Genomic DNA, 15,286 nt, shown 5'->3' with positions numbered 1-15,286 from the left:
TTGGCCGTTCCCCCTTTTGGGGTTTGGAATGACTTCGGAAAAGTAGCCGCTTTGCGTTTCCTTATCCCTCACTCCGCGTTGCTAATCCCGTCTACCGCCGCTTGCGGCCGGCTTTAGCACGGGGAGTCAGGGTCACGTTCACGGACTTGCCACCGCGGGCGGTCACGGTTTCGTCGTCGTAGCCGCCGTAGCCGTAGGTGAGGACGTTGTCGCCGGATGCGGGCACTTCAATGGAATAGCTGCCGCTGGCATCGGTACTGGCAATTTTATTGCTGCCTTTAAGAAAAACTGTGGCCCCGGCCAGGGGGCGGCCGTTTTCATCTTCAATTTTACCGGCGAGCGTTGTCATCGTCGGGGCCGCCGGCTCGGGGGCGGCTGCCGGGGCGGGTGCGGGGGCGGGCGCAGCAGCCGGAGCTACTTCAGCAACCGGGTCGGCCGCAGCGGCCGGGGCCGCAGTCGTGGTAGTGGTCGTGACAGTCGTGGGGGCGGGCTTGGCCGTGATGGTCTTGACGGTGGCGGTAGCGGGGGCTTCCTCGTCGGTTGCTTTGGCGGCGGCGGCGGGGTCTTCGGCGGCCGGCACCGGGGCCGTCACGGCCGCGTCGCTCAGCATAAAGGAAGGCGTAACCGAGGCCATACCAGAGCCCGACCCTTTAGGAATGGCAATGTAGGCTAGCACCAGCGCGATAATCACGCCCAAGAGAATGTAGGTGAGGCGGTTATTACCCCCGGAAAGCACGTCTTCATCCTGAGCCTCCAGGTTGGGGTTGTACTCTTCGTTGGGGGTATTTGGGGTATTGTTCGGGTCCATCGGGTCGGGAAAGGTATTGGGGTGAGAATTTCGTCGAAAGCAGGCTATAAGTAGCGCCCGGCACCACGCGTCCCGGTTGCTAATCCGCGCAAGTTAAGAAGTTGTGCTGCCATTGCGCAATAGTTCCATTCTCACTTGGCTCATTCGGCCCGCCACTGGTGCCAAAAACCCGGTGCGTGACCCCATACAACCGACAAAGCCGGAAGTACCCGCGGATACGGGTACTTCCGGCCGGGCCGAAATTTTACAATTTTTAGGAAGGAAGTGCTGTATCAGATGCCCTTTCGTTACAAGGAAAGTGACCGCTGGATAAATCGGGTGCCAAGGCGCTTGTCCAAATCCTTGTTCGTTGGAACCATAGTACCGGACCTTACTCGGTGCCGGCCCCATCGCCGGGCGGGGTGGCCGGCCCACTGGGGGCATCCTCGCCAAACTTCTGCTCGCGGGTGCGCAGGTTATGGTCGAGCTCGTAGCTGCCTTCTACCTCAAAGCCAGGGCCCTGGGCCTGCTCGCCGGCGTTCTGATGGTCGTTGCCGCCTTGGGGAGTGGTTTCCGAGCCACCGATGTGCAGGTTCTCAAGTTGGTCTTTCTGGTTGCCGCGCTCGGTGTAGCCGTGCGCCCCAGTGTTGCGCAGGGCGCTGGGGTCGTTACTGTCCTTGCCGTTGCTCTGGCTCTCCTTATACTCTTTTTCCTTCTCGAGGGCCTCGTTTTTGGGAATATCCTTTTCGGGTTGGTCTTGCTGGTCAGAATTCATGGGCGGGCGAAATAGTGAACGGTTTAAGTCATTACGCAGCCGGGCCGGTTGCGTTTCGCCCCACCCGCGAGCACTAGTTGCTGGCTTGGTCGTTCAGGCCCCAGTTGTATGGGTAGTATTCGACGGCGAACCAGGTGGGCACGGACGCGCCTTTTTCTTTGCGGAACTGATTCACGTAGAGCACGCCGGTTTTGCCGCTGGTAGAGAAGTCGGCCTCGTACCACTTGAATATTTCGGGCAGCTGCACCAGCTTGGCATCGGGATTCACTTTCACGTAAGCAGGGTCGGCCAGGGCAAATTTGGCCTGGTTGTTCAGCTGCACAAACAATTCGGTGCCTACGTAAGCCGTGCGGTTCAGGCGCGGGCAGCTCTGGGTACCACACACCAGGGCGAAGTGCAGACGCGGGTCGTCGTAAATCTTGCGCAGCTTGTCGGTTTCAATCTGGTCGAGGGTGAGCTGCTCGCCCCCTACTTGGTGTCGGGTTTTATTGAAGAAGCCGGGCATGTCCTGCACCGATTTCAGCGGGTAATTGCGCACGATATCGCCGATGACCAGCACGTTATAAGCATTCAGGTAAAACGCGTACTGGTCAGCCATCGAAGCGTGGGCCGCATCAAAATCGGCGATGGTGTAAAGTAGGGCATCAAGCTGGTCGGGGTCGTGCTGAATGGCGGCATAATTCACTTTGCCCTCCTTGTTGACGTACTGTTGCAGGAAAGCTGTGGTTTGGGCCGTTAGGACGGCTGCGGGCGTGGCAGCGGCGATTTTGGCACGTTGGGCACAAACGGGCAGCACACTCAGCAGCCCAACGGCTACGACCCAAAATTTCAGCAAAGTGAGGAGCGATTTCATCATGATGGGAATTTAGTTTTTTTCTGAAGACCCCTAATCTACTCCCCGGATTTACGCCTGGATTGTCGTTTTTTCAAGATTCCCAATTAGGGAGCATCGCTTTTTCAGCCGGTGAAACGGAAGGGGTTTTCGCCCGTTTTTCCCAGAATAATTCCCAAAATAGTTTCAAAAAAAAGACCCCGCTCCCGGAATAAAATTCGGGAGCGGGGTCTTTGGGAAGCCGGACGGCCGGGAGTTTACTTGCGGTCGTTCAGGGCCCAGTCATAGGCATAATAATCGACGGCGTAGGTGGCCGGAATGGCTTTTTTGTCGCGATACTGATTGATGTAAGCCAGCCCGGTCTTGCCCGAGGCTTTGAACTCAGGCTCGTACCACTTAAAAATCTGCGAAATCAGCACCTTCTTGGCCGCGTCATTCACTCGAATGAATTTAGGGTCCTGCAGCACTTTGCGGGCCTGCACCGTGAGCTGGGCGTCGACTTGGTTGCCCACGAAGGCCTGGCGGCTCAGGCGCGGGCAGCCTTTGGCCCCGCATACCAAGGCAAAATGCACGCGCGGGTCGTGGAATGGCTCGCGCAGCTTTTTAGCCTCCAGGTCGTTGAGGGTCATCTTTTCGCCGGCTACGCTCACCAGGTTTTTATCAAAAAAACCGGGAATTTTCTGTACCGATTCGGCCGGGTAGTTCGCCACCACCTGGTTGATAACCATGATGTTGTAGGCATTCAAGTAAAATGCTTCCCGGTCGGGGGCCGTGGCCGCGCCGGCATCGAAAGTTTCGTAGCGTCGCACCAGCGCTTTCAACTCCAGGGGGTTACGCTTGATAGCACCGTAGTTCACGTTGCCGTACTCGTCGACAAACTTGGCTAAGTAAGCCGACGTGGCCTGCGGTAGCGCCGCCATGGGCGGGGCCGCCACGGCCGGAGCAGTGGTGCCACCCAGCAGCAGGGCCGCCGCCAGGGTCAGCCGGCGGGTTGAACGAAGACTGGAAATGAGGGATTTGAGCATGACAAATTGGGTAAACGAGAAATAAGCAGTTCGCCAGTGTAAGGAACCACGCAACGGTAGTCAATCATTGAGCCACAAACGTACGTAGGGGACTCATTGGTTTGTGCAACGGCCCCGGCATACATTTGGGCACGGCCCGGCTTTGGGCATTTTCCTCCTTCTCGATTCTATGCACCTCGTCATCATCGGCAACGGCATCACCGGCGTCACGTGCGCGCTTGCCGTGCGGCGCTTGCAGCCGGAGGCCCGCATCACGCTGGTATCGGCCGAAAGCGCCCACCACTACTCCCGCACGGCCCTCATGTATGTGTACATGGGCCACCTGCGCTACGAGGACATCAAGCCCTACGGCGACTGGTTCTGGGATGAAAACCGGCTGGGCCTGGTGCACGCCACCGCCACGGCCTTGAATACGGCCGAGAAAATCCTGACGCTCGACAACGGCTCGACTCTCGTCTACGACCAGTTGCTGCTTGCCACCGGCTCTGAAAGCAAACGCTACGGCTGGCCCGGCCAGCACCTGGCCGGCGTGCAGGGCCTGTATAATTTACCCGATTTGGAGGCCATGGCCCGCGATACCCACGGCATCAGCCGGGGCGTGGTGGTGGGCGGCGGCCTCATCGGCGTGGAGCTGGCCGAGATGCTGCACACCCGCGGCATCGAGCCCGTGGTGCTGGTGCGCGATGCCCGCTACTGGGGCTCGATACTACCGCCCGAAGAGGCGCACCTCGTCGACCGCCAGTTTCAGGAAAACCACGTGAACGTGCGCTACGGCACCGAATTGCGCGAGGTTCTGGGCGACGACCAGGGCCGTGTGCGGGCCGTGGTGACCACGGCCGGCGAGGAAATTACCTGCCAATGGGTGGGCCTGGCCACCGGCGTTGCCCCCAACCTGACGCTGGCCAAAACCTCGGACGTAGAAACCGAGCGGGGCATTCTGGTCGATGAGTTCCTGCGAACGAACGTGCCCGGCGTATTCGCGGCCGGCGACTGCGCCCAGCATCGGCAGCCGGCCGCCGGCGAGGTGCACATCGAGCAGCTCTGGTACACCGGGCGCATGCAGGGCGAAACCGTGGCCCACACCATTTGCGGGCAGGCCACGGCCTACCGGCGCGGCATCTGGTTCAACTCGGCCAAATTCTTCAACCTTGAATACCAGACCTACGGCCAGGCACCGGCCGAACCCACGGCCGGGCTCAGCAGCTTTTATTGGGAGCATCCATCGGCGCGGGCGGCGCTGCGCGTTTATTTTGGGGCCGAAGCCCCGCACGCCGTGGTCGGCTTCAACGCCCTGGGCCTGCGCCTGCGCCACGCCGTGTGTGAGCAATGGATTCGCGAGCAAGCGCCCGTGGGCACGGTGCTGGCCCACCTGGGCGCGGCTAATTTCGACCCCGAGTTTACCCGGCAGCACGAACCGGCCATCGTGGCCGATTTCAACCGGCAGTTTCCTGCCCAAGCCCTGACGCTGAAGCAGCGCAAGGGCCTTTTTGCCCGTTTCTAACCCGCTCATCTCCCCAATACTTCCCGTGGATTTCTCCAAGCTATACCGTCCGTCGGCCCTCAACAGCTTCCAGTTCATCGCCCTCACCGGGCTGCTGATGAGCGCCGGCGCGCATCTCATTCTGCACTTTTTTGTGGGCCATGCGCCCGCCGGCTTCAGCTGGCTGTACGTGTGCTGGCTGGGGCTCTATCTGTTTGGCACCCTCAAAAACCTGTTTGGCAAGACCGATGAGCCGCACCATCATCACCATTAGCGAATGTCATGCTGAGCTTGTCGTAGCACCTCCCCCGCCGGAGTAATCATTTTTAGTATTGCGGCAGAGATGCTTCGACAAGCTCAGCATGACGTTGTTTTTTACCCGCTTTCTTTTCCTTAGCCAGTTCCTGCTCCATGACGCCCACCCTCATCTCGCCGCCCCTGCCGGCCTCCTCGCCCGCCGAAAAGCTGCTGCTAACGGGCGTGGCCGCCGGCCTGCTGGCCCTGCTGCTGGCCTGGACCGATACCGACCCCACGCGCCGAACCATCTGGTTCTGGCTGGCCGTGGGCCTGGTGAGCGCCGGCACCCTGGCCTGGAGCTGGCTGAAATACGGGCAGCACCCGGCCGGCGTGCAGCAGGACAACCTCTGGCTGCGGGCCAGCACCGGGCGCGGCGCAGTGGCCTGGGTCACGGGCTTGGTGCTCACGGGCTTCTACGTGGTGCTGTACTGGTTTAGCGCGAATAATGGCCAGGGCAACTTCGGGCTGCTCAACAACTTGGTGCATCCGCTCGACGGCTTCAGCCAGTGGCTGCGCGCCAAGCCGGCCGACCAGTGGTTTCTCTATGGCACCTTCTACACCCTGGCGGTGCTGGTGATGGGCGGCCGGGCCATCTGGAAATACCGGCACTCACGCTACCAGGTTATCCGCACCGTTTCGGTGATGTTCTTTCAGCTGGGCTTTTCGTTTCTCATTCCCGGGCTGCTCCAGTTTTTTCAGAAGCCGGAGTTCTACTTCAACTATTTCTGGCCGCTGCACTACCAGTATTTGTGGCCCAGCGACATCAGTGACCTGATTAAAAACGGGCAGGCGCTGGGCATGTTCATGGTGTTCTGGGGCGCGGTGATGTCGTTCGTGGCCACGCCGGTGCTTACCTATTTCTACGGCAAGCGCTGGTACTGCTCGTGGGTGTGCGGCTGCGGCGGCCTGGCCGAAACTGCCGGCGACCCCTACCGCCACCTCTCCGACAAAAGCCGCACCTCCTGGCGCTGGGAGGTTCGCATTATTTACACCGTGCTGGCCCTCATCATCGGCATTACGGCGCTGCTGTGGGCCCACTTTGCCACCGGCGGGGCACTGCTCGGCGAGGCGGGCACGGTGGCCGCCAAGTGGTATGGCTTTGCCATCGGCTCGGTGTTTTCCGGGGTCATTGGCGTGGGTTTCTACCCCATTATGGGGTCGCGGGTGTGGTGCCGGTTTGGCTGCCCGATGGCGGCCTACCTGGGCCTGCTGCAAAAGCACTTCTCGCGCTTCCGCATCAGCACCAACGGGGCGCAGTGCATCTCGTGCGGCAACTGCTCCAACGTGTGCGAAATGGGCATCGACGTGCAACAGTACGCCCAGCGTGGCGCGCCCATCGTGCGGGCCTCGTGCGTGGGCTGCGGTATGTGCAGCACCGCCTGCCCCCGTGGCGTCCTCAACCTGGAAAATGGCCCACGTGAGGGCCGCACTCAAGCCTCGCCGCTCATTCACGCCGACTCACTGCGGATATTGAGCTAAATGCCGATGAGATTCGGACAAAAAAAGACCCGCCCGTCGCTGTCAGTGTCGGCCAAACTTGCCGGTATTTTTCTGTTGATGAGCATTCTTCCGGCATGTTATTCATCCCATTTTCCTTCGGTCACTTTTCCGGGCTTGTACAGCACTACCACGGGGCTGCAAAACCTGACCCGTGAATTTGGGACCAGCCGGCCCCTTTTTGAGGATGACAAGACAATTTTTTACCGCAAGCCCGCTTGCTCACCCGATACCTCATTTGTGGTGAGAATGGATTGGGCCGGCTTAAAATCATTGCCCGGCGTGGTGCCCATCGGCATGCCCGGCGGTATTTTGCTAGCCAAGGATGGCCGGGCGATTGATGAAACCGAAGTACCCAACATCGAATGGAAGCGCTACCAGCAGCGCCTGGCTGCTTCAGGAACCGACCCTAGCCCGACCCAGCCCGCAGCCACGGCACTGCCCGTACCCGATTATTTCACCAACATTTTCTACGACTACTATCCGGTAGTCGGAATTAGCTACGAGCAAGCTGTGGCATTTTGTAGCTGGCGGGGACGCGTTATTTCCAAGATGGTGAACCGTGGCAAGCCGGGTTCAACCGACAGCCTCGCAGCCGACCACATGCTAGTTGAATGCCGGCTCCCTACCGAAGCCGAATGGCAGCAAGCTGCCCTGGCCAAGCGGGACCTGCCGCACGGTACGCGCTGCCCCGAAGTTGCCGTCGAAGTGAATCCCGAAGCAGCCGGCTACTTGAAGCAGCGCTCCGGAAGCCCGGTTTTTGAACCGCTAATCCGAGCCGATATTCGGGCCTATAACCGAACGCGGCCAACCCGCTCGCCCATTAGCTGCGACCAACCCGGTCCTTACTTTCTGCGCCTCGTCACGCCGGCTTACGTGTACAGCGGCTTGCCCAACGACTATCAGCTATTGAATTTATTGGGTAACGTCGCCGAAATGGTTCAGGAGCGCGGCTATGCCCTGGGCGGCAGCTACCGCGACCCACTGACGGCCTGCACCGTGACTTCGCGCAGTGCCTACATCGGCCCGTCACCCACCGTAGGTTTCCGCTGTATGACGCGGGCCACGTACCCCAATCGCCGTTAGGCAGCGCCGCCGGACACGCGGTTAGTGCATCCGGTCGTCGCGCACGGGCAGGTTGGTCACAATTTCGCCTTCGATTTCCAGCAGCTCCTGCAAGCGGGCATCCACCACGGCGGGGTCGCAGTATTCCTTGGCCAGGTCGACGTAGCTCACGAAGTGGGCTGCTTCCGACACCATTAATTCGTAGTAGAACTTGCTCAGCTCCTGGTCGGCGATGTTCTGCCAGAGGAGCTTGAACCGCTCGCAGCTGCGCGCTTCGATGAGGGCCGACACCAGGAGCTGGTCCATGAGCTGACGGTCGCGAGCGCCGCCTTTACGCACGTGGGCCAACAGCTGCACCACATACTCGTCTTTGCGGGGCCGGCCCAACGGGTAGCCACGCTTACGCATCTCGAGCAGCACGCGCTCGAAGTGGCTCCACTCCTCGGCCACGAGGTCGGTGAGCTCGGCTACCAGCCGGGTTTTCTCCGGGTAATGGATAATCATGCTGATGCCGGTGCTGGCCGCTTTCTGCTCGCACCAAGCGTGGTCGACCAGAATATCCTCGATGTTTTTCTCGGCGATGTTAACCCAGCGCGGGTCGGTGTTTAGCTTCAGCTTGAGGATGGTCTTTTCTTTCATGTTTTTTTAGTTGTCAGTCGCTCGTTGTCAGTTGTCAGACCAATCCATCGGCACCAGTAACTACCAACTAACAACTGAGAACGAGCAACTACTAACCGCTTAATCGAAGAAATTCCAGCGCACCCCGAACTGGAAGCGGCGCGGGTAGGCCGAGTAGTAGGGAGTGGTAAAATAGCCGTCGCGGCCCAGGTTCTGGTTCAGATAAGCCACTTTTAGAAACACCGACACGGTTTTGATATCGGCCGAAAAAAACGCGTTTACTATCGGGTAGGCCCCGATGGTAAATTTGTCCTGCTGGTAGAACTGCTGCGTGCTCGGGCTGTAGTTAAAAGCCTGGTAAGCCGACTGAGCGTACAACTCTACCCCGGTTTGACTGAATAGCGCCTTGCGGAAAATATACGCCTCATAATAGGCGCGCGACTCCGTGACCAGCGCTGGAATGCGCAGGCCGTTCACATCGCCGCCCCGGGTGTAAGTGGCTTGGTTATCAACACTAAAACGCCCCAGCTTTGCCCGGTGCCGCGCCGCCACAATGATGAGTTGGTTGTTGACATTCGATTGTTCGGGCAAACCAAGCGTGTTGTAATAAACCAGATTTTTGATATTCACAAGGCTTGCGCTGGCTTCGAACCGTTGTTCACGCAACGCCAGGACGGCGGGCAGTTTAAGCTGCAGGCGGCCCGTGAGCTGCTGAGTGCTGGTGTTGCCAAACTTGCCGTCGGGAGTGTTTGTAATAGGGTTTTTATAGTTGCCTTCCCAGTCGCTCCAGCGGTAGTGGTTGCCGTAAAACTCCTGCTGGGTGAGCGTGGGCGAGTAGGAATTAATGAGCGCCTCGGCCGATAGCGGCCCGGTACGCACCCGCCCGCGCAGCCAGTATTCAAGCGCGTACGAATCAGTGCTCAAACCGCTCAGCGGCAGCAAGTAGGCTTCGCCGGCCGTTTCGACGGCGTAAATCGTGCGGTAGTTGAACGCCGCCGTGCCGCCCACGAAAAACTGGTGAAAATTGCGGGCCGGCGCGCCCGGCTGCAAATACAGCTTCGTGGCCGTGGCCGAGTCGGCTAGCGTCGAGCTCACGAGCGAGGCCACCCGGTCGCGGGCATACAGGCGGTACTCCACGGCCGAAGTGCGCCCGAGCACGCCCACCGTGTTTTCAACCTGGCTGAATTGCGCGCGGTCGATGGTCGCGCCCCGGCTGCCCAGCACGCGCGGGTAGAAAAAGCTGGGGTCGGAAGCGGGTTTTAGGGCCAGGTCGGCATAGCTGTTGTACTGGCGCTTGAGGTCGAAAGTGTGGTACACGGTCAGGCCCCGGCCCAGCAGCCGATAGGTGTGCGTGAAATACAGCTCGTCGCGGTCCTCGTAATTGATGGCCGTGTTCAGGTACACCTGCTGCTGGCCGTATTTAAACAAATTGCTGAGCACCGGCACCCCGTTGGCATCCACTTCACTGCGGTCGGTGTCGACTTTACCCTGCGCGTTGAGCGTGACGACGGGCCGGATGCCGCCCTGCTCCGCGCCCCGGTGGCGGGCATTGCTGATGTTGAAAAGCAAATGGTACCGCTCGTTTTCCGTCTGAAAACGCCCGAACAGCAGCAGGTTGGAATGCTCAACCAGCGCATCGCGGCTGCCCCTGGCCGGTGCCAGTACCTTGTTCGAAGCAATTCGCTCGTAGTCAATCCCAATGCTGAAATTCTTTTTCAGGCTGCGGCTGTAGCTGATTTCGAAGACCTGCTCGCCCGCTCCCGATTGAATAAATCGAAAGAACGAGTACGGCGAGCGCGAATCGTAGTACGGTACCGTGCGGGCATTGTGGGCATAGCGGTCGAAGGCGTTGCGGCCGTAGCGCGCCCCCAGCTCCAGATTAGCCTCGTAGAGCAGTGGCCGCGAAGCCGTGCCCACCGCGCCCAAATCCTGCTGAAACGTGGTATCGTGCACCCAGAACCGCTGCTGCGGCCACTTCGTGAGGGTGGTATCGACGGGTGTACCGCTGGTGGAATCGCGCAGCACTTCGCTCTCGAAGATGACGCGGGTGGTTTTGGGGCCGTACATCACCCTGGTCGAATCGTCGACCACCTGGGCCCGGGCGGCGGTTGCGAGCAGCAATAGCAGCAGCACGACCAGCCCCAGCCAGCGGCCCGGACTAAGAATAAAAAATGAATTTCGGGGCAAAACCTTCAAACGAAAACAGATAAGACAATAATGAACCACGGCCATCGCCGCCGATAATCAGGGCCGCCGGGCGGGTGCTGGCGGCAGCAACTGGCGCAGCACCGCGTCGCCGTCGCCCAGCAACGCCACCCGCACCGGAATGGTATGGAAAGGCAGCCCCGCCCGGGCCGCCCGCAACGCGGGGTCGAGCAGGCGCGTGGCATCCTTTTCGGTGGTAAAAATAGGCCAGCCCGGCTGCCAATGCGCCCGCAGGCCGGCCAGGTCGGCCGGCGTAAAGGCGTGGTGGTCGGAAAAACAGGCGTGAAAATGAATGGTATAGCCTTGCGCCACCAGGTATTCGCGCATCGGCCCGGGTTGGGCAATGCCGGTGAGCAGCAGGGCCGGTCCCCCACCCGGCGCTGGCTCGGGCGCGAAGCCAACCGCTGCTTCGGCTGCCGACAGCAGCTGGGGTTCCCCGTAGGCATACGCCGAAAACAGCACCGGCACACCGGGCCGGGCATAGCGCCGCACCTGCTGCTCGGCCGCTGCGCGCGCCGCTTCCGGTAGGTCGGCCGGGCATTTAGTAACGATGACGACATCAGCCCGCCCGGCCCCGGCCCGGCTTTCGCGCAGGCGGCCGGCGGGCAGCACGTCATCCTCATAAAAAGGTCGGGCCAGCTCGGTAAGCAAAATATTCAGCGCCGGGCGCACGGCCCGGTGCTGGTAGGCGTCGTCGAGCACAATGATGCTGATTTCCGGATGCTCGCGCAACAGCAGCGTTACGCCGAGGCGGCGCGCTTCGGCCACCGCCACGGGTACCCGGCGGCCGGCAAACTGCCCGTAGTACTGCCAGGGCTCGTCGCCCACGGTAGCGGCCGAATCGGTGGGGCCCGCCAGGCGCGGCCCCGTGGTGCGGCGGCCGTAGCCCCGGCTGAGTATGGCCGGGCGGTGGCCCTGGCGCAGCAGCGCTTCGACCAGCCACATCACGTGGGGCGTTTTGCCCGTGCCGCCCACCCGCAGGTTACCCACGTTCAGCAGCGGCACGGCAAAAGTTTCGGCCCGCTTCCAGCCTCCATCGTACAGCCAGTTGCGAAAGGCCATTACCGCGGCATAAATCCAGGCGAACGGCAACAATAAAAAGGCCATATTGGGCGGCATACGGAGGCTGTTGCCGAAGCAACGGCGCACAAAAGTACGCCGGCCGCCAGTCTGGCCGCACAAATCTGCTTTGAAGCGGTTGCCCGCTACCAACCTTCTCCCCATGTTCATCAATTACCTGCGTTTACCGCTCCTGCTGGGTTGCCTGTTGACATTCACCCGCCCAGCTTCCGCCCAGACCCCAACCGATTCGCTGCGCCGGCCGAACGTTCCCGCTGCTTCCCTGGCGGGTTTTGCTGCCGAGCGCACCCGCCTGGACCAGCGCGGCCTGACCGTTTTGGGTGGCTGGGCCATCAGTAACCTGGTGGTCAGCGGCATTGCTACTGGCCAAACGGAAGGCTCAGCGCACTATTTTCATCAGATGAATATTGGCTGGGGGGCGATAAATCTGGCCCTGGCCGGCGCGGGCTACCTCGGGGCCCGCCGGGCCGCCCGCCTGCCGGCCCCCAACCGGGCCGAAAACGTGCGCGCCCAGCTGCGCACCGAAAACCTTTACCTGTTCAACGCCGGCCTCGACGTGGCCTATCTGGCCACGGGCGTCTATCTGCTCGAAAAAGGCCGCAACCCCACGGCCCCGGGCTCCGCCGACCGTTGGCGGGGCTACGGGCATTCGTTGCTGCTCCAGGGCGGCTTTCTGCTCTTGTTCGACGGCTTTCAATATGCCACTCAGCACCGGCACGGCACCCGGGCCCTCTACCCCTTGCTGAGCCGCGTCAGCATCGGGCCCGGCGCGGTGGCCCTGGTGCTGCCGCTCGGGGCTAGCTTTCGCCACCAGGCCCGGCCCATCAGCTTTCAATAATTCCCTGAATTTTCTCATGCCCAATCTGGCCGCCCGCCTGCCGCACTTCCTGAGCACCTTCCCCCAACCCAGCGTTTTGCCACCGGGAATCGAGGCGCAAAATCCCTTCGTTGCTCCAGATGTGCAGGCACTAGCACAACGCTTCGCCAACAAATTCTACGCCGACGACCAGCCCTACGGGGTAAGACCCCGCGTGGCCCTGTTGGGAATCAACCCTGGCCGGCTGGGCATGGGCCGCACTGGCGTCGCCTTCACCGACCCCGTGGCGCTGAGCGAGATTTGCGGCATTGCCAACGACCTGCCGCGCGGCCGGCCCGAGCTCTCCACGCAATTCGTGTACCGCGTGGTGGAGGCGCTGGGCGGCCCGGCCGAGTTCTATCAACATTTTTTTCTCAGCTCCATCTACCCGCTCGTGCTGCTGAACAAAGGGTTGAACTACAATTACTACGACGCCCCTGCGCTCATCAAAACCCTGTGGCCCGACCTGCAACGCTCCCTCCGGCAACAAGTAGCTGATTTCGGCCTGCGCCGCGACGTGGCCGTGAGCTTGGGCAAGCGCAACGGCGAGTTTCTGATGAAGCTGAACGACGAGTTGGGCTTGTTCGATAAAATTGTCGTGCTCGACCACCCGCGCTATTTGATGCAGTACCGCCGCCGCGATTTGGAGGCCAACGTGGCCAAGTATGTGGAGATATTGGGCAGTATGCTGTAGGGGCGGGGCTTGCCCCCGCCCGTCGTTGAACGAATTCTACCCGGTTTGTTCAGCGACTCAAGCTTGATTTCAACGACGGGCGGAGGCAAGCCCCGCCCCTACACCTGACAACTGAAAAATGCCTACCGTTCAAGACCTCGCCCGCCTGCTCGAAGCGGCCGCCCCCCTCGCCTACCAGGAAAGTTACGACAACGCCGGCCTGCAATGCGGCGACCCGCAGGCCGAAATAACCGGCGTGCTCATCGCCCTCGACTGCACGCCCGCCGTGGTGGCCGAGGCCGTGCGGCGCGGCTGCAACGTGGTGGTGGCCCATCACCCGGTTATTTTCCGACCCCTCAAGCGTCTCACCGGGGCCAATGAAGTGGAGCAGACCATCATTGCCGCCCTCAAAAACGACGTGGCCATCTACGCCGCGCACACCAACCTCGATAACGTGCGCGGCGGCGTGAACGACAAGCTGGCCGAAAAATTAGGGCTTTTGCGTACCCGGGTGCTGGCCCCGCAAAGCGGCACACTGGCCCGCCTCATCACCTACGTACCCAACCGGCCGGAGGACCAGCAAACCGACCTCGCCGGGCGCGTACTGGCCACCCTCTACGCCGCCGGAGCCGGCCAGGTGGGCCAGTATTCGGATTGCAGCTTCCGCACCACGGGCACCGGCACTTTCACGCCCGGCCCGGGTGCGCGGCCGGCCATCGGGGCTCAAAATCAGCCCGAAACAGTGGCCGAAACGCGCCTCGAAGTGCTGCTGCCGCTGCACCGCCAAGCGGCCGTGCTGCGGGCGTTGCGCGCCGCCCACCCCTACGAAGAAGTTGCCTATGAGCTGATTAAGCTAGAGAATGCGCATCTGGAAATTGGGGCGGGCTTGGTGGGCGATTTGCCCGAAGCCCTGGCCCCGGCCGCGTTTCGGCAGCTGCTGAAGCGGCAGCTGCTGGTACCGGTGGTCCGCCACACGGCCTTCGAAAAGCCCATCCGCACCGTGGCCATCTGCGGTGGGGCGGGCGCTTTTTTGATTGGCGCGGCGCGGGCCAGCGGGGCCGATGCCTACGTGACCGGCGACGTGAAATACCACGAGTTTTTTGGGGCCGAGGGCCAACTCATGCTCTGCGACGTGGGCCATTTTGAGAGCGAACAGTTCACCGGCGAGGTGTTTCGGGATTTGCTAACGGCCGGATTTGGACGTACTTTTGCGGTCTTAATCGCTGAAACCCCTACGAACCCCGTTCAATATGACTGCTAAAAGTGCCGCCGTGGCTCCCGCCGACGTTCCCGTAGCCGCCAAGCTCGAAGCCCTGCTCACCCTGCAGAGCCTCGATTCGCAGCTCGACGAAATCCGGCGCGTGCGGGGCGATTTGCCCGAGGAAGTGAGCGACCTCGAAGACGAGATTGCCGGCTACGAAGTGCGCGTGAAGAAGTTCGACGAAGAAATTCAGGGCCTCAACGACACCATCAAGAGCCGCAAGCAGGCCAGTAAGGACGCCGAGTCGCTCATCAAAAAGTACGACGAGCAGCAGCAGAACGTGCGCAACAACCGCGAATTCGAAGCTATTGCCAAGGAAATTGAGCTTCAGCGCCTCGAAATTCAGATTGCCGATAAAAAAATTAAAGAAGCCCAGTACCAGATTGACGTGAAAAACGCCGAAATCAGCGGTACGAAGGGCAAGCTGGACGAGCGCCGCAAGGACCTCGACAACAAAAAAGGCGAGCTCGACACCATCGTGGCCGAGAATGAGGAAGAAGAGCGCGGCCTGATGGCCCAGCGCGACGAAGCCACCAAACCCGTAGAAGACCGCCTGCTGACGGCCTATACCCGCATTCGCGGCAACGTGCGCAATGGCTTGGCCGTGGTGCTGGTCCGTCGCGACGCCTGCGGCGGCTGCTTCAACACGGTGCCACCCCAGCGCCAGGCCGACATCATCTCGCACAAGAAAATCATCGTGTGCGAGCACTGCGGCCGGATTCTGGCCGACGTGGAGGCTCGCATCGTCTAAGCTCGACTTTAAGCATGGTCATCAATCTGATTGACTGAATCAATTCGTAAGAAGGAACGGCCTCGGGTCGTTCCTTTTTTGTTC

The 15,286-nt window shown here is 61.0% G+C and carries 15 protein-coding genes; 8 read left to right on the top strand and 7 right to left on the bottom strand.

All coding sequences use genetic code 11. The features are described from left to right. Positions 1-91 precede the first annotated feature (91 nt). From ABIB44_RS01330 to ABIB44_RS01315, 4 genes are all read right to left on the bottom strand, one after another. Positions 92-808, bottom strand: coding sequence for a carboxypeptidase-like regulatory domain-containing protein (locus ABIB44_RS01330; RefSeq protein ID WP_354582816.1), 717 nt, complete (start codon positions 806-808; stop codon positions 92-94). Between the two features lie 370 nt (positions 809-1,178). Then, complete coding sequence (locus tag ABIB44_RS01325) at positions 1,179-1,562, bottom strand: hypothetical protein (protein ID WP_354582815.1); 384 nt, start codon at positions 1,560-1,562, stop codon at positions 1,179-1,181. A 73-nt stretch (positions 1,563-1,635) separates the two neighbouring features. After that, on the bottom strand, positions 1,636-2,418 hold the full coding sequence (locus tag ABIB44_RS01320) for a DUF547 domain-containing protein (RefSeq protein ID WP_354582814.1): 783 nt from the start codon (positions 2,416-2,418) through the stop codon (positions 1,636-1,638). Between the two features lie 233 nt (positions 2,419-2,651). After that, a complete protein-coding gene (locus ABIB44_RS01315; protein WP_354582813.1) occupies positions 2,652-3,419 on the bottom strand; it encodes a DUF547 domain-containing protein in 768 nt (255 codons plus the stop codon). 169 nt (positions 3,420-3,588) lie between these two features. Between ABIB44_RS01315 and ABIB44_RS01310 the strand changes: the two genes are divergently transcribed. The 4 genes from ABIB44_RS01310 (at position 3,589) to ABIB44_RS01295 (ending at position 7,779) form a co-directional block, all read left to right on the top strand. Further along, positions 3,589-4,920, top strand: a complete 1,332-nt coding sequence (locus ABIB44_RS01310) for an NAD(P)/FAD-dependent oxidoreductase (RefSeq protein WP_354582812.1) — start codon at positions 3,589-3,591, stop codon at positions 4,918-4,920. Between the two features lie 25 nt (positions 4,921-4,945). Then, positions 4,946-5,173: a hypothetical protein gene (locus tag ABIB44_RS01305; protein ID WP_354582811.1), complete on the top strand. Its 228-nt coding sequence runs from the start codon at positions 4,946-4,948 to the stop codon at positions 5,171-5,173. Between the two features lie 137 nt (positions 5,174-5,310). Further along, positions 5,311-6,675 (top strand): 4Fe-4S binding protein, encoded by a 1,365-nt coding sequence (locus ABIB44_RS01300; RefSeq protein WP_354582810.1) that lies wholly within the window; start codon positions 5,311-5,313, stop codon positions 6,673-6,675. 135 nt (positions 6,676-6,810) lie between these two features. Beyond that, on the top strand, positions 6,811-7,779 hold the full coding sequence (locus ABIB44_RS01295; RefSeq protein WP_354582809.1) for a formylglycine-generating enzyme family protein: 969 nt from the start codon (positions 6,811-6,813) through the stop codon (positions 7,777-7,779). A gap of 21 nt (positions 7,780-7,800) precedes the next feature. Here ABIB44_RS01295 and ABIB44_RS01290 read toward each other — a convergent pair whose 3' ends face one another. The 3 genes from ABIB44_RS01290 to lpxK form a co-directional block, all read right to left on the bottom strand. After that, positions 7,801-8,397, bottom strand: a complete 597-nt coding sequence (locus tag ABIB44_RS01290; RefSeq protein ID WP_354582808.1) for a MiaE family protein — start codon at positions 8,395-8,397, stop codon at positions 7,801-7,803. A gap of 99 nt (positions 8,398-8,496) precedes the next feature. Beyond that, entirely contained in the window at positions 8,497-10,563 is a 2,067-nt protein-coding gene (locus ABIB44_RS01285; protein WP_354582807.1) for a putative porin, read from the bottom strand. Positions 10,564-10,620: 57 nt separating this feature from the next. Beyond that, the gene (lpxK, locus tag ABIB44_RS01280) at positions 10,621-11,688 is read right to left on the bottom strand and encodes a tetraacyldisaccharide 4'-kinase (protein WP_354582806.1); all 1,068 of its coding nucleotides are present in this window, start codon (positions 11,686-11,688) and stop codon (positions 10,621-10,623) included. Between the two features lie 115 nt (positions 11,689-11,803). Between lpxK and ABIB44_RS01275 the strand changes: the two genes are divergently transcribed. The 4 genes from ABIB44_RS01275 (at position 11,804) to ABIB44_RS01260 (ending at position 15,202) form a co-directional block, all read left to right on the top strand. Continuing rightward, positions 11,804-12,499 carry a DUF6992 family protein gene (locus ABIB44_RS01275; protein WP_354582805.1) on the top strand — a complete coding sequence of 232 codons (696 nt, stop codon included), beginning with the start codon at positions 11,804-11,806 and terminating at the stop codon, positions 12,497-12,499. Positions 12,500-12,515: 16 nt separating this feature from the next. Then, positions 12,516-13,211: a uracil-DNA glycosylase family protein gene (locus tag ABIB44_RS01270; RefSeq protein ID WP_354582804.1), complete on the top strand. Its 696-nt coding sequence runs from the start codon at positions 12,516-12,518 to the stop codon at positions 13,209-13,211. Positions 13,212-13,329: 118 nt separating this feature from the next. After that, positions 13,330-14,451 carry a Nif3-like dinuclear metal center hexameric protein gene (locus ABIB44_RS01265; RefSeq protein ID WP_354582803.1) on the top strand — a complete coding sequence of 374 codons (1,122 nt, stop codon included), beginning with the start codon at positions 13,330-13,332 and terminating at the stop codon, positions 14,449-14,451. Beyond that, positions 14,441-15,202, top strand: a complete 762-nt coding sequence (locus ABIB44_RS01260) for a zinc ribbon domain-containing protein (protein ID WP_354582802.1) — start codon at positions 14,441-14,443, stop codon at positions 15,200-15,202. Before ABIB44_RS01265 ends, ABIB44_RS01260 begins: the two co-directional genes overlap by 11 nt. The last annotated feature ends 84 nt before the right edge of the window (positions 15,203-15,286 follow it).

The organism is Hymenobacter sp. UYCo722 (assembly GCF_040547115.1).
Classification (GTDB): Bacteria; Bacteroidota; Bacteroidia; order Cytophagales; family Hymenobacteraceae; genus Hymenobacter.
This window is presented reverse-complemented; position numbering and strand designations above follow the sequence as displayed.

Excerpts from the sequence above, each read along its gene's own strand:
- ABIB44_RS01260 (WP_354582802.1), top strand. The coding sequence starts at position 14,441 with ATGACTGCTAAAAGTGCCGCCGTGGCTCCCGCCGACGTTCCCGTAGCC.
- lpxK (WP_354582806.1), bottom strand. The coding sequence starts at position 11,688 with ATGGCCTTTTTATTGTTGCCGTTCGCCTGGATTTATGCCGCGGTAATG.
- ABIB44_RS01315 (WP_354582813.1), bottom strand. The coding sequence starts at position 3,419 with ATGCTCAAATCCCTCATTTCCAGTCTTCGTTCAACCCGCCGGCTGACC.
- ABIB44_RS01275 (WP_354582805.1), top strand. The coding sequence starts at position 11,804 with ATGTTCATCAATTACCTGCGTTTACCGCTCCTGCTGGGTTGCCTGTTG.
- ABIB44_RS01310 (WP_354582812.1), top strand. The coding sequence starts at position 3,589 with ATGCACCTCGTCATCATCGGCAACGGCATCACCGGCGTCACGTGCGCG.
- ABIB44_RS01325 (WP_354582815.1), bottom strand. The coding sequence starts at position 1,562 with ATGAATTCTGACCAGCAAGACCAACCCGAAAAGGATATTCCCAAAAAC.
- ABIB44_RS01300 (WP_354582810.1), top strand. The coding sequence starts at position 5,311 with ATGACGCCCACCCTCATCTCGCCGCCCCTGCCGGCCTCCTCGCCCGCC.
- ABIB44_RS01330 (WP_354582816.1), bottom strand. The coding sequence starts at position 808 with ATGGACCCGAACAATACCCCAAATACCCCCAACGAAGAGTACAACCCC.
- ABIB44_RS01270 (WP_354582804.1), top strand. The coding sequence starts at position 12,516 with ATGCCCAATCTGGCCGCCCGCCTGCCGCACTTCCTGAGCACCTTCCCC.
- ABIB44_RS01320 (WP_354582814.1), bottom strand. The coding sequence starts at position 2,418 with ATGATGAAATCGCTCCTCACTTTGCTGAAATTTTGGGTCGTAGCCGTT.
- ABIB44_RS01265 (WP_354582803.1), top strand. The coding sequence starts at position 13,330 with ATGCCTACCGTTCAAGACCTCGCCCGCCTGCTCGAAGCGGCCGCCCCC.
- ABIB44_RS01290 (WP_354582808.1), bottom strand. The coding sequence starts at position 8,397 with ATGAAAGAAAAGACCATCCTCAAGCTGAAGCTAAACACCGACCCGCGC.